The 13,183-nt window shown below is 71.5% G+C and carries 12 protein-coding genes; 2 read left to right on the forward strand and 10 right to left on the reverse strand.

Annotated features, from left to right (window positions below):
* Window positions 1-46 precede the first annotated feature (46 nt).
* The 4 genes from K2224_RS19915 to K2224_RS19930 all read right to left on the reverse strand — a co-directional run bounded on the left by K2224_RS19915 (window position 47) and on the right by K2224_RS19930 (window position 4,641).
* Window positions 47-613 carry a hemerythrin domain-containing protein gene (locus K2224_RS19915; protein ID WP_221907859.1) on the reverse strand — a complete coding sequence of 189 codons (567 nt, stop codon included), beginning with the start codon at window positions 611-613 and terminating at the stop codon, window positions 47-49.
* A gap of 179 nt (window positions 614-792) precedes the next feature.
* Window positions 793-1,629 carry an AraC family transcriptional regulator gene (locus K2224_RS19920; protein WP_221907860.1) on the reverse strand — a complete coding sequence of 279 codons (837 nt, stop codon included), beginning with the start codon at window positions 1,627-1,629 and terminating at the stop codon, window positions 793-795.
* Between the two features lie 135 nt (window positions 1,630-1,764).
* The gene (locus tag K2224_RS19925; protein WP_260692822.1) at window positions 1,765-3,165 is read right to left on the reverse strand and encodes an MFS transporter; all 1,401 of its coding nucleotides are present in this window, start codon (window positions 3,163-3,165) and stop codon (window positions 1,765-1,767) included.
* A 258-nt stretch (window positions 3,166-3,423) separates the two neighbouring features.
* Window positions 3,424-4,641 carry an acyl-CoA dehydrogenase family protein gene (locus tag K2224_RS19930; RefSeq protein ID WP_221907861.1) on the reverse strand — a complete coding sequence of 406 codons (1,218 nt, stop codon included), beginning with the start codon at window positions 4,639-4,641 and terminating at the stop codon, window positions 3,424-3,426.
* Between the two features lie 217 nt (window positions 4,642-4,858).
* On the opposite strand from K2224_RS19930, the gene K2224_RS19935 reads away from it, so the two are divergent.
* The gene (locus K2224_RS19935; protein ID WP_221907862.1) at window positions 4,859-5,836 is read left to right on the forward strand and encodes an LAETG motif-containing sortase-dependent surface protein; all 978 of its coding nucleotides are present in this window, start codon (window positions 4,859-4,861) and stop codon (window positions 5,834-5,836) included.
* A 77-nt stretch (window positions 5,837-5,913) separates the two neighbouring features.
* Here K2224_RS19935 and K2224_RS19940 read toward each other — a convergent pair whose 3' ends face one another.
* From K2224_RS19940 to K2224_RS19955, 4 genes are all read right to left on the reverse strand, one after another.
* On the reverse strand, window positions 5,914-6,714 hold the full coding sequence (locus tag K2224_RS19940) for a GNAT family N-acetyltransferase (RefSeq protein ID WP_221907863.1): 801 nt from the start codon (window positions 6,712-6,714) through the stop codon (window positions 5,914-5,916).
* A 91-nt stretch (window positions 6,715-6,805) separates the two neighbouring features.
* Window positions 6,806-8,206 (reverse strand): dihydrolipoyl dehydrogenase, encoded by a 1,401-nt coding sequence (gene lpdA / locus K2224_RS19945; RefSeq protein WP_221907864.1) that lies wholly within the window; start codon window positions 8,204-8,206, stop codon window positions 6,806-6,808.
* A gap of 225 nt (window positions 8,207-8,431) precedes the next feature.
* Window positions 8,432-10,987, reverse strand: coding sequence for an MFS transporter (locus K2224_RS19950; protein WP_221907865.1), 2,556 nt, complete (start codon window positions 10,985-10,987; stop codon window positions 8,432-8,434).
* The gene (locus K2224_RS19955; RefSeq protein WP_221907866.1) at window positions 10,984-11,538 is read right to left on the reverse strand and encodes a MarR family winged helix-turn-helix transcriptional regulator; all 555 of its coding nucleotides are present in this window, start codon (window positions 11,536-11,538) and stop codon (window positions 10,984-10,986) included. Before K2224_RS19955 ends, K2224_RS19950 begins: the two co-directional genes overlap by 4 nt.
* A 259-nt stretch (window positions 11,539-11,797) precedes the next feature.
* Here K2224_RS19955 and K2224_RS41720 point away from each other — a divergent pair, with 259 nt between their 5' ends.
* Complete coding sequence (locus K2224_RS41720; RefSeq protein WP_382788762.1) at window positions 11,798-11,875, forward strand: 50S ribosomal protein bL37; 78 nt, start codon at window positions 11,798-11,800, stop codon at window positions 11,873-11,875.
* 7 nt (window positions 11,876-11,882) lie between these two features.
* Here K2224_RS41720 and K2224_RS19960 read toward each other — a convergent pair whose 3' ends face one another.
* Together K2224_RS19960 and hemC are read right to left on the reverse strand one after the other, a co-directional pair.
* Complete coding sequence (locus tag K2224_RS19960) at window positions 11,883-12,179, reverse strand: agmatine deiminase family protein (RefSeq protein WP_260692827.1); 297 nt, start codon at window positions 12,177-12,179, stop codon at window positions 11,883-11,885.
* 38 nt (window positions 12,180-12,217) lie between these two features.
* Window positions 12,218-13,153: a hydroxymethylbilane synthase gene (gene hemC / locus K2224_RS19965; protein WP_221907867.1), complete on the reverse strand. Its 936-nt coding sequence runs from the start codon at window positions 13,151-13,153 to the stop codon at window positions 12,218-12,220.
* Between the last annotated feature and the right edge of the window lie 30 nt (window positions 13,154-13,183).

Here is a 13,183-nt window from a genome sequence, read left to right on the forward strand (position 1 = left end):
GGACCCGCGCTTCCCCGCCGTGGGGACCGTCGCAGGGGGGTACCGCTCAGGCGATGTGGTGTCTGCGGCCGGTGAGCATGTCCCGTACCCGGTCGACCAGTCCAGTGCCCGGAGCGAGGATCTTGTTCGCCGGCGGGGTGTGCGGAGCTGACGGGTGGGGCCGGGTCGGCGCCGTCTTCTTGGCTCTCCGGATCTTTTCGCCCAGCTCGTCGAGCATCTGCGCGGAGCAGGCGTCGGCCAGCAGCGGGAAGAGCCGGTTCTCCTCGTCGTGCACGTGTGCCTGGACAGTGGTCTGCAGCTTGGCGATCTGCTGGTCGAAGCGGGAGTCGGTGGGTTCGAGCGATTCGAGTTCCTTGAGCAGTTTCTCGACCTCGATGTGGTCGCCGAGCTCCCGGTCGGCAAGGGTACGTCCGCCCTCGACGTGCTCGCGCACCGTAGGATAGAGGTACTGCTCCTCGGCAACGGAGTGTCGAACGAGTTCCACCGTGAGTTGGTCCGCCAGCTCCCGGCGCCGCCGGGTGCCGGTGGGCTGCGACGCGAGCGCTTCGAACAGCTCGTCCGTCTCGCGGTGGTCCGCCGTCAGCTCGTTGATGACGTTTCCGCCGTGTCCCATGGCAAGGGCTCCTTCACGTGGGGTGACGTCGAGTGACGGGCCGGCGTGCGGAGCGCGGACGGCCACCTGACGATGCCTGGCCCGAGGGCACGGGGTGCCTGGAACCGTGGCGCGCAGGCCGGTTCCCTCGTCCGACCAGTATCCCGCGCGCCTGCGCGCGGCGCATTGCCTGACGAGAACTAGGAGATCGTGGAGGCGCATGCGGAAGAGGCGCGCGGGCGCCCGTAGCGGCCGGGCGTGGTGCCCACATGGCGGGTGAAGTGCCGGTTCAGATGGGCCTGGTCGTGGAATCCGACCGTGGTGGCGACCTCGGCGGGGCGGTGCCCGGCCAGGAGGAGTCGGCGTGCCCGGTCGATGCGTTTGCCGGTGAGGTAGGCGTGCGGCGGCAGGCCGTAGGTCTGCTTGAAGCAGCGGATCAGGTGGGTGGGGTGGGCGTGCAGCAGGGCGGCGGCCTCGTGCAGGGTCACGCCGAGGTGGATCCGTGCGTCGAGGAGGTCCCGCAGCTCGGCGGCGAGCCGGTTCGCCTCGCGTCCTGGTCGGCGCGGCCGCGTCGCCGCGAGGTGGAGGTGGAGCCGTTCGCGGACGAACGACAGCCGGGACTCGGCTTCGAACCCGTCGCCGGCCTGACCGAGGGCGGTGTGCAACTGCCCGATCCGGCGCCGCAACAGCTCGTCCCTGAAGACCGGGGTGTCCACCGCACGGCCGGACAGGCGCTGCGGGAGCACGGAGTCGTCGAGGTAGAGGACGCGCTTGCGGAAGCCCGCCGCGGTGACGGTCCGACCGTCGTGGGGAACCCCTGGCGGCAGCAGCAGGACACTGGCGGCGCTGCTCGCCCCGTGGCGGCGGCGGTCGAGTGCGAAGTCGACCGAGCCGTCGTCGAGGATCATCAGGTCCCAGGTGTCGTGGGTGTGGGCCGGGTACGCGTGCTCGGTGAAGTGCGCGTGGAAGACCTCGGTGATGCCTGGCACCGGGGGTTTCCAGGCACTGACGGTCGTACGGGGTCGATCTGCGGCCATGCCGGGACGGTACAAGACGGGCCCGGCGTGCCGGCCGGGCGGGCCCCGACGCCGAACGTGGGGCCCTGGCCGCCCTGGTGCGCCGGCTCTGCTGATGGACGGCGGGCCGCCGACCTCCCGGCCGGCGGCGCCGCCTCACATCCGCGGGGTGAGCCGGATCAGGACCGCGGACAGCAGGGCCAGGACCCCGCAGACACCCCACAGCAACAGATAGGCGGCCAGCGACGGCTGGTGCGTGGAGCGCGTCAGCAGACCGCTGAAGAGCGCGGCCGCCGCGGCTCCGGCGATGCTGCCGCCGGCCGTCTTGAGGTTGTAGTAGACGGCCGTCGCGGACGCCGCCCGATCGCGCGGGCTGCCCTCCGTGATGACGGTGGGCAGCCCGCTGACCGCCAGGCCGATGCCCACGCCCGCCAGCAGGTGACCTGCGTACCACGTCGCCATGACGGCGTGCCCCACGATCTCCACCCCGAATCCGGCGGCCATCAGCAGGAAACCGATGGTGAGCATGGCGCGGTAGCCAAGGCGCCGGCCGACGGCGGCCGAAGCACCGGCGGTCAGGAAGCTGATCAGGGCCGGTACGGCGATCCACAGACCGATCTGCCACTGCGGCAGCCCGAAGCCGTACCCGGCCTTCGCCGGGACCGCGTCGAGGAACGCGACGGTGACCCCCTGCCCGCCCAGGACCACGACGCCCGCGGCGAAACCGCAGGCGAAGGCCGGTGCGATGGCGCGGCCCGCCATCGCCCGCACATCGACCAGGGGTTCACTGCTGCGCAGCGACGAACGCACCCACAGGCCCAGGGCCACCGGCGCGAGCAGCAGGCCGACGAGGACCGGCGGCGAGTGCCAGCCGTGCGCCGCGCCCTGGGCCGCGGACCCGAGCAGCAACGTCAGCCCGAGGCCGAGCAGTACGGCGCCCGTCCAGTCCATCCGTCCGCTCGCCAGTCGTCCGGTCTCCGAGATGCGCGGGGTGAGGGCGAGCACCAGGCCCACCGCGGCCAGCCCCACCAGACACCACAGCACCGTGCGTCCGCCACCGGCGACGGACGCCACCGGCCCGGCCGTGGCCGTACCCGCCGTCGCCCCGAGGATGAGCGCCGCGACCAGGAGACTGACGCCCCGTCGGCTGGCCGCGTTGTCCAGTCGGTCCCGCACCAGTCCGACGGAGAGCGGAAGCGTCGCGCTGAGCGGACCGAGCAGGACCCGTCCGGCAAGGAAGACCCCGAGCGTCGGCGCCAGGGCACACAGCAGGGATCCGACGGTGACCGTCCCGAGCGACACCCGCAGTATCCGGCGGTGGCCGTGCAGATCGCCCAGGCGCCCGAAGACCGGGACACACACCGCGGCGGACAGGAACTGTGCCGCGGTGATCCACATGGCCGGGCCGGTGCCGGTGTGCAACGTGTCACGGATGACGGGCAGCAGGGACACCACGCTGCCCTGGATGAACCCGTCGAGCAGGACGAAGACCAGGAGGGGGCCGACAAGGGCTGAGGGGACGGACACAGACATGCTGCGGGCAACAACCGTGCTCATGGCGCTCCAGAAGCAGTTCACAACCAGCGGTCGCTGCGGACCGGTCCGCGGCCTCCAAGGCATTGCCTGTGCCGGGCCGGCGAAACCCGACGGCCCCCCGACACCGCGCTCCCGGGCGACACGATTGCGCTGTGTGAGGGACCGTCAGCAGTCCGCGCCCGACTCCCGCCGCTGCTCGGCCCGTGGGGCTCGAAGAGCTCGGCGCGGCCGCGCGGCTCCGGGAGCTGTCCGCCGCGGCGACCGGCGCCGCACCCGCCCTCAGATCAGCGGCGTGATCTGGTCCTCGATGCCCAGCAGAGCCCGGCCGTACATCTCGGTGGCGATGGCGGGATTGACCATGGCATGGCGCGAGCCGGTCTCCAGGTCCCGCCAGATGCGCTGCAGCGGACTGGCGTCGGCGAAGCTCCGGGCCCCGTGAACGCTCAGCAGGATGTCCAGCGCCTCCCGTGAACAGCGGGCGATCGTGCCGATGTCCATCCGCACCCGGATCCGGTCGAACGTGGGCATGTGGCGGCCCCTGGCCGCCCAGTCGTCGACGTCGTCCGCGGCGCGCCGCAGGTGCAACGCGGCGGTGTCGATCAGCCGGGCGGCCTCGGCGAGTTGCAGTTGGGTCGCCGGGGCCTCCCGCGCCTGCTCGTAGAACGTGTGCGAGATGCCGCGCCCTTCCCCGAGCGAGGCCAGCACCAGCTCCAGCCCGCCACGGGCCAGCCCCAGCAGCGGGCCCGCCAGCGACAGGGCGAGCGCCGGGACGAACGCCGCGCGGTAGAGGACCTCGTCCGCGAACTCGGTCGGGTACTCGCCCCGCATCGCTCCCGGCACCGACAGCAGGCGGTGCCCGGGGACGAAGACGTCCTCGGCGACGAGGGTGTTGCTTCCGGTGCCGCGCATCCCGGCGACGTGCCAGGTGTCCTCGACGCGCAACTCGTCCATCGGGACCAGGGCCAGTCCCTGGTCCGTACGGGTGCCGCTCTCGTCGGTGTCCGAGACGCCGAGCAGCGCCCACTGGGCGTGCAGACAGCCCGACGCGAAGCCCCACCGCCCGTTGACCACCCGGCCCCCGTCGGCTACCCGGCTCGTCCCGTGCGGAGGGAGTACGGAACAGGCACGGGCGCGCGGATTCTGCCCGTAGACCTCGCGTTGTGCGCGTTCCGGGTAGAGGCCGACGAGCCAGCCGGAGACGTTGATCAGGCTGGTGGCCCAGGCGGTGGAGCCACAGCCTCGGCCGAGTTCCGAACCCACCTCGACCAGGGTACGGACGGATGCCTGGCGGCCGCCGAACCGCTCGGGAACCGTGACACCGAAGAGTCCGGCCTCGTCGAGTGCCACGAGGTTCTCCTCGACGACCCGACGCTCCTGCTCGGTACGGGCTGCGTTGGACCGCAGCAACTCCACCAGTTCCGCGGCCCGTTGGGGTAAATCCGTCCACCCGTCCCGTCTGCCGGGCTCGGCGGCCCCGTTTCCCGCAACCGTCACCATGCGCTGTCCTCCTTCGCGTTCGACCACCGACCGGCCGGGAACGACGTCATCTGCGGCCGATGTCCCGGAACCCTACGCTTCGTCGCCGCTCCACCGGTCGGCGACGCTGTGATCCAGATCCCACAACTCCCCTTGTGGCGCAACCTTTTGCCTCCCGGGCGGTCATGTACGGGCAAGCACCGGGCAGACCGGGTGACACCTCAGGAAGGTCTTTTCGATGAAGTTGCGCCAAGCTCTGACCGCCGCCGCGGCGGCGACGGTGATCGCGCCCGCGGCCGTACTGGCCGCGCCCGCGGCAGCGTTCGCCGCGGACGTGCCGAACCCGCCGGCACACACCGGCGGCGCGGGTGCCGCCATGCCCGGCGCGGAGGACGGTGCCAAACCCGGGCCCGAAACCAAGTCCGGCAAGGAGACCGGCGGCACCCCGGCCACCACGTCCGGCGGGGGCTCCTCCGACGGCGACATGCCCCCGGGCGAGCAGTGCGCCCTGGCGCCCAAGCACCTGAACATGGCGATCAAGGGGCTGCCGTCCGAGTTCGTCGCCGGTGCCGACTGGAGTCTGTCGTCCATCACCGTCACCAACACCTCCGACAAGGCCATGGAGAGAGTCCGGCCGGCGCCGTACATCTCCTCCGCCGAGATCGTCGACACCCCGTACTACGAGCTGGAGGGGGAGTTCCGCAACCCCGTGACGGGCAAGTGGCTGAGCTTTGAAGACGCCACGGTCGACAGCGTGTTCACCGGCTTCCCGGTCGCCGCGCACAGCACCGTCACGCTGCCGTTGCGGGTCCGCGCGACCTCCGGGGCCAAGCCCGGAAAGGGCTACGCCATCATCGAGGGGTCCTTCCACAACAAGGACGGCTCCTGCGGTGACTCCAACCACGAGGAGTACCACTTCAAGATCCTCCCGGCGGGCGGCAGGCCCCACCAGCCCGGCAAACCGAGCAAGCCCGGTCGGAGCGCCGAACCCGTCGGCGGCGGCACGACCGGCGGCCCCGCGCAACACGGCGTCACACCGCAGGGCGGCGTCCAGGAGACCTCGGCCAAGGGCCACCTGGCCGAGACCGGTTCGTCCTCCGCACTGCCGACGATCGCCCTGGTGGGCGGCGTGGCGATGGCCGTGGGCGCGGGCGCGATCATCAGTGTCCGCCGGCGCAGGGCCACGGCCGACGGCGGCCCGGGCACCACGGCCTGACCCCCTGAACGCCGGGCCCCGGCACCAGTCCGGGCCCGGCTTCGGCCGCCCCCGACCCCGCGGCGTTCGCACCGTGTTCAGCTCCTGAGCCGGTAGAAGTGGATGGTCGAGTTCGGCTGGAAGCCGATACGGCGGTAGACCGGCGCCCCGGCGGATGTCGCGTGCAGGGTGGCGCGGGTCAGGCCGGTGGCCCGGGCGCCCTCGTACAGGGCCTTCCGCGTCACCGCCTCGCCGTAGCCGCGATGCTGCCACTCGGGGGCGGTGGCGACGAGCGCGACGAAGAGACGGCCGTCCGCCGCCACCGTCGCCGCGCACGCCACCGGAACGCCGTCCCGCAGGGCCAGCCAAGCGCATGCCCGGCTCTTCCAGAGGTCGGAAGCGCCGAGCCCGTCGCGGCCGTCCGCCGGTGGAAAACCGTACGCACGCGAGTTGAGGTCCGCATAGTCCTGGAGTTGTGCGTCGGTGGTCACCCGGACGAACGTCAGGTCGGGGTGGTGGGGCTCGGCAAGGGGAAGGAGGTTGCCGGCCATTCCGGTGCCCGGGAAAGCGTGCTCCAGACCTGCCTGTTCGGCCGCCTCCGCCAACCTCGTGCGAGCCTCCTCCGCCAGGAGATCCTCGAAGAGCCACAGGAAGCCCGGCCGCCGCTTGGACCGCATGATGTCCGCCGCGCTGCCCAGGCGTTGTGCGACGAGCCCGGCCTCCGCGCCGACCTCGGTCAGGGTGACGCAGTTCCAGAAGGCGAAGCGGCTGTCCGCCCAGCGCACGGCGATGCCGGGCAGTTCCCGCACGTCCGCGCCCGGGTCCCGGTCGAGCACCATGTCACGCCAGACAACGGTAAGTTGTTCCATCGACTCGATCGCGTCGGCGAGATCTGCCACCGGATTCCCCTTGGGTTGGAAGCGTGGAGCATCCCAAATTAGCGATCAGCGGGCATGTTCCCGCAAGACCGCCCGCCGAAGGTGTGTCGCCTCACAGATTGATCATGTGGCCCGCGAGGCCGTGCACCGCTTCCTGGATCGACTCGCCGAGGGTGGGGTGGCCGTGGACGTTGCGGGCCACCTCGTGGACGGTCAGATCCCATTTCTGAGCCAGCGTCAACTCCGGTAGGAGTTCGGTGACTTCTGGGCCGATGAGGTGGACGCCGAGGATCTCCCCGTGCCTGGCATCGCTGATGATCTTGGCGAAGCCCGCGGTGTCCCCGATGCCGTGAGCCTTGGCGTTGGCGGTGGACGGGAACTTGGCCACCCGCACGTCGAAGCCCCGGTCGCGGGCCTGCGCCTCGGTCCAGCCGAAGCTGGCGATCTGCGGCTGACAGAACGTCACCCGCGGGATCATCACATAGTCCAGCTCCATGGTCTCCGCGCCGGCGATGCTCTCCGCCGCCACGACGCCCATCGCCTCGGCGGCGTGCGCCAGCATCAGCTTGGCGGTGACATCGCCGATGGCGAAGAGGTGCGGGACGCTGGTCCGGCACCGGCCGTCGATGTCGATGGCGCCGCGTTCGGTCAGCCGGATACCGGTGTTCTCCAGTCCGAAGCCGGTGATCCGCGGCTGGAAGCCGACGGCCTGGAGGACCTGGTCGGTCACCAATGTCTGGCGCTGGCCGCCGGTGGTGACGGTCACCTGCACCCGCTCCCCGGAGTCGTCGATCCCCTCGACGCGGGTGGAGGGCAGGACATTGATCCCCAACTTCCGGTAGCGGCGGGCGAGTTCGGCGGACACCTCCTCGTCCTCCAGCGGTACGACGCGGTCGAGGAACTCCACGAGGGTGACCTCCACGCCGTAGTTGTGGAGGACGTAGGCGAACTCGACGCCGATGGCGCCGGCCCCCGCGATGACGATGCTGCGCGGCAGTTCGTCGGAGAGGATCTGCTCCTCGTACGTCACCACGCGACGGCTGAGGGAGGTGCCGGGCAGTAGCCGGGTGACCGAGCCGGTGGCGATGACGGCGTGGGCGAAGGAGAGCATCTCGGTCCGGCCGTCGCCCAGGGTGACATGGAGGGTGTGCGGATCGACGAAGGCACCGACGCCCTCGAACTGCTCGATCTTGTTCTTCTTCATCAGGTAGTGCACGCCCTTGGCGCGGCCGTCGGCCACCTTGCGGCTGCGCAGGAACGCCTCGCGGTAGTCGAAGGTGACCTGCCCGTCGACGTGCATGCCGAAGGTCTTCGCCTCACGGTTCACCAGGTGGGCGATCTCGGCGTTGCGGAGCAGCGCCTTCGACGGCACGCACCCGATGTTCAGGCAGACACCGCCCCAGTACTTGGCCTCGACGATCGCCGTGCGCAGACCGAGCTGGGCGGCGCGGATGGCGGCGACGTACCCGCCGGGCCCGGCGCCCAGCACGACCACGTCGAAGTCCGTGCTCATGCCGCGCCCCCGCCGCGTCGGTCGGCTGCGGCGCCGGGCCTGCACCGGCCCGTGTTCGGCTCGCTCATGCTCGGCAGCCTAGGCGGGGGCGGGCGGGGCCGCAGCGCGTCGCGGTCCAGGCGGGGGGGCGACGGAACGCGGGCCGCGGCCGGGAAGAGGACGGGAGCCGGTACGGCGAGGGCCCGGCGACCGAAGTCGCCGGGCCCTGGCCGGTGCCGCTGCGCGTCAGTGCACCGTGTCGTGACTGAGCTCGATGTCGCACTCGGCCTGTCCGGAGGCGGTCAGCCGCAGCGGGGCGGCGGCCGGCGGATAGCCGCTGGCGATCAGCGTGTACTCACCGCTGTCCAGGTCGGTGAAGACGTACTCGCCGTCCTGGCCGCTGGTGGCGGTGCCCACGACGTTGCCCGCGGGGTCGAGCAGGGTGACCCGGGCGTCGTTGACCGCACCGCCCTGCACCGTGCGGACGGTGCCGCGCACCTGGGCGCCCGGCGTCAGCCGGATCTCGTACCAGTTGCGGGTGCCGGCGGTCACCTCCACCTGGAGGGCCGAGGGACGGTGGCGTTCCGCGCTGACCGCCAGGGTGTAGCTGCCCGGGGTCAGTTCGTCGAACGCGAAGCCGCCGTCCTGGCCGACGACGCCGGAGGCCACGACCTCGCCGCGGACGTCGGTGGCGACGACCAGCGCGCCGGGCACCGGGTCGTCGTTCTTCTCCTCGCGGACCTCGCCGGACAGCCCGGCCGCACCGCTGAGGGTCAGATCGAAGGCGACCGGCTCGCCGCCGACCACGACGGTCAGCGCCTGCGGCTTGCGGGCGCCGGCCGAGCCGATCAGGACGTAGGTGCCGGGGCCGGTGGTGGGCAGCGCATAGCCGCCGTCGGCGTCCGTGGTGGTGCGACCGAGCTGCCGGCCGCCGACGCTGATCAGGGTGACCGCGGCCTGCGGCACCGGGTGGCCGCCGCTGTCGCGTACGGTGCCGCGGATCGGCGGACCGGAGGCGTCGGGGCCGGAGGCCGGGGCGTGCTCGGCGGCCGCGGTGGCGGGGGCGAGCGCCTCCGGGGCCGGTGCGGCCTCCGCCGCGGGCGGCACCTCGCCGTTGGCCTCGGCCTCCGCCTGGGCCCGTGCCTGGAGGCCGGAGATCTGCCGCAGCGGCACCTCCTTGATGAACCACATCAGCACGAAGGCCAGCGCGACGACGACGGCGCCCATCAGGAAGACGGTGTGCATGGAGTCGGCGAAGCCGCGCTTGAACGGCTCGGCCAGCCGCGGGTCCAGGTGCTGGATGAACGAGGAGTCGCTCAGTACGCCCGAGGAGCCGCCGTTGCCGGGGTGCTTGAGCATGTCGAGCACCGGCTTGTTGGCCGGGTCGTGCAGCACCGCGGGGTCCTTGAGCGCCCCCTGGAAGCGCGTGGTGGACACGGCGGCCTTGAACGCGTCGCCGATCTTCTCGCCGACCGTGCTGAACAGCACCGAGAGGAAGATCGCGGTACCGGCGGTGGCACCCATCTGCCGGAAGAACGTGGACGAGGCGGTGGCCACACCCATGTCCTGCGGCGGGACCGCGTTCTGCACGGCCAGCACCAGGGTCTGCATGCAGCCGCCCAGACCGAGGCCGAAGACCAGCATGTAGACCATGGTTTCCCACAGCGCGGTGTCCCACTGGACGCGGTAGTGGAAGAGCAGCATGGCGGCGATCATCAGGGCGGTGCCGATGATCGGGAAGACCTTGTAGCGGCCGGTCTTGGCGGTGATCTGGCCGGACACGATCGAGGCGATCATCATGCCCGCCATCAACGGCAGCATCTCCAGGCCCGACTTGGTGGGACTGGCGCCCTTCACGATCTGGAGGTACTGCGGGATCATCAGCATCCCGCCGAACATGCCCATACCGATCAGCACGGACAGCAGACTGGTCTTGCTGAAGGTGCCGTTGCGGAACAGCCGCATCGGGATCAGCGCGTCGTCCCCCATCCACCGCTCGACCAGGACCCAGGCGATGATCCCCACGACGCCGACGACGTAGCAGGTGATCGAGCGGGACGAGGTCCAGCCCCACTCCCGGCCCTGCTCGGCGACGAGCAGCAGCGGGACGACGCCGATGCTGATGGTGAGCGCACCCCACCAGTCGATGCGCCGGTTCCGGCGGGTGTGCGGGATGTTGAGGACCTTGGCGACGACGAACAGCGCGATGACGCCGATCGGCACGTTGACCAGGAAGACCCAGCGCCAGCCGGTGATGCCGAGCAGGGTGGCCTGGCCGGCCAGCGCGCCGCCGATGAGCGGGCCGGCGACGCTGGAGGTGGCGAACGTACCGAGCATGTAGCCCTGGTACCGGGCGCGTTCACGGGGCGGGACGATGTCACCGATGATCGCCAGTGCCAGCGACATCAGACCGCCGGCACCCAGGCCCTGGACGGCGCGGAACGCGGCGAGTTCGGTCATCGAGGTGGAGAAGGTGCAGAGCACCGAGCCCATCACGAAGATGCTGATCGCGGCGAGGTAGTAGGGCTTGCGGCCGTGGAGGTCGGACAGCTTGCCGTACAGCGGGGTGGCGATCGTGGAGGTGATCAGGTAGGCCGTGGTCGCCCACGCCTGCTGGCTGAGCCCGTGCAGATCGTCCGCGATGGTGCGGATGGAGGTGCTGACGATCGTCTGGTCGAGCGCGGCGAGAAACATCCCCAGCATCAGACCGCTGAGGATGGTGAGTATCTGGCGGTGGGTGAGCGCCCCCGGCCCTGGTGCCGCCTTGGCTTGCGCCCCCGGCGGAGAGGTGGCTGTGCTCATCTGCGTATCTCTCCCTGCTCCACGGTGGTGCCCTGGTCTCCCCCGGGGCCCGGCCGTGCGTGTTGACGTTCTGCCAGGTCCGCGTTGAGCCGGCCCATCAGCCGGATCAGATCGGCCCGGTCCTGTGGCGACCAGGACTCGAGGATCCCGGCCAGCTCGGCGTCGCGCTGACGCCGGTAGTCCTCGAAGCGGGCCCGCCCCGCCTCGGTGGCGGCCAGCAGCGAGCCGCGCCGGTCCTCGGGGTCCGGGCGCCGGGCGACCAGGCCGCGTTCGACCAGCGAGCGGACCTGCCGGCTTACGGTCGACAGGTCCAGGAAGGCGTCGGCGGCCAGGTCGGTCGCCCGTTGGTCCCCTCCGCACACCAGTCTGGCCAGCAGCACCCGGTCGGCGGCGCCGGCGTCATGCTTGACCCGCTGCTTCCAGGCCGCGATCAGCCGGGTGAAACGGACCATCTCCGTCCCCAGGCCCGCGGCCGCCTCGGCCAGGCTCGACGTGGGGGTGATCTCCGTGATCCCCGCCCCGTCGCAGGCATGGACCGCACCGTTGCTCATCGTCGTGATCCTTCGCACTGGATGCGTGCATGCGAGAGTGCCGTGCTCCAGTCGATCCACTGGACACATTGCTTGTATCCAGCAAGCATAGCGGCTGCGCGCCGATGCCGCGGACCGTGGGTCGATTCGTTACGGGGCGGCAGAGCACCGGACCGCCGGCATCCACTCCCGCCCGCTTTACCACCGCGGTGCAAAATCACGACGAGGTGGTAGGTATGCCGAAATGCCCCTCGCCCGATCGACCGGAAGGGAGAAATCCATGTCGTCGAAGCGTCGCCGCAAGAAGAAGTCACGCCGCAAGCACGCGGCCAACCACGGCAAGCGCCCGCAGTGCTGAACGGGCCCTAACGAGTGCGGGGTGCCCGCGGCAGCTGCGGGGTGATGCGGTGCTCCCCGACCACCCGGCGGCCGGGCAGCGCGGCGGCGAGCACCGCGCGCGCCTCCTCGTCCCGGCCGTCGGCGCCGACCGGGACCACCGCCCCGCCGTTGGCGAGAGAGAAGTCGAGGCACCCGACCTCGACGGGCTCGCCGTCGACCGTGCCGTATGCGGTCTGCGGCAGTTCGACGATCTCCGGCGCCCGGCCGCGCGCATCGGTGGTCGCCTTCAGGACCGCACGGCCGGCCCGCATCCGGGCAGGCATGATCCGGGCCCCAGGTCGCGTGCGGACGGTCGCCGGGGTCAGTGTGCGATGGAGTCGATGAGCTCGCGGGCACCCTGGCGCAGCAGAGCCACGGCGACGGACGTGCCCAGCGTCTCGGGGGTCAGCGGGCCCGCCCACTCGTGTGCGTTGAGGACGGTCTTGCCGTCGGGCGTGAAAACGCTGGCCCGCAGGGAGAGTTCGCCACGCCGGTCGGTGCTGGCGAAACCGGCGATCGGACTGTTGCAGTGGCCCTGGAGGACGTGCAGCAGCATCCGCTCGGCCATGGTCTCCCGGTACGTCGCAGGGTCGCCGAGGCCACTGACCGCGTCGATGGTGGCGCTGTCGTCCTCGCGGCACTGGAGCGCCAGGACACCCGCGCCGATGGGCGGGCACATCACGTCCACCGGCAGGATCTCGGTGATCGCGTCGGTGCGGCCGATCCGCTCCAGTCCGGAGACCGCCAGCAGCAGGGCGTCGGCCTCGCCGGCGGCCAGTTTCTCCATGCGGCGGTTGGCGTTGCCGCGCATCGGCACGAACTCCAGGTGCGGGTGCGACGCGGCGAGCTGGGCGATCCGCCGCACCGAGGAGGTGCCGATCCGGGTGCCGGCGGGCAGCTCGTCGAGGGTCAGGCCGCCCGGGTGGATCAGCGCGTCACGGACGTCGTCGCGCTTGAGGAAGGCGGCGAACGTGGTGCCGGCGGGCAGCGGACGGTCGCCGGGGATGTCCTTCACGCAGTGCACCGCGAGGTCCGCGTGACCGGCCAGCAGGGCGGCGTCGACCTCCTTGGTGAACGCCCCCTTGCCCTCCACCTGGGAGAGCGCCCCCATCCACCGGTCCCCGGTCGTCTTGACGGGGACGACCTCCGTGGCGATGCCGGGGTGCAGTGCGGCCAACTCGGCGCGGACGCGCTCCACCTGGGCCAGGGCCATCGGCGAGTCGCGGGAGACGATGCGGATCAGTTCTGGGGCGGACATGGCGCCGATGATAGACCGTCAAATACGGAC

It is taken from the genome of Streptomyces sp. BHT-5-2, from assembly GCF_019774615.1.
GTDB lineage: Bacteria > Actinomycetota > Actinomycetes > Streptomycetales > Streptomycetaceae > Streptomyces.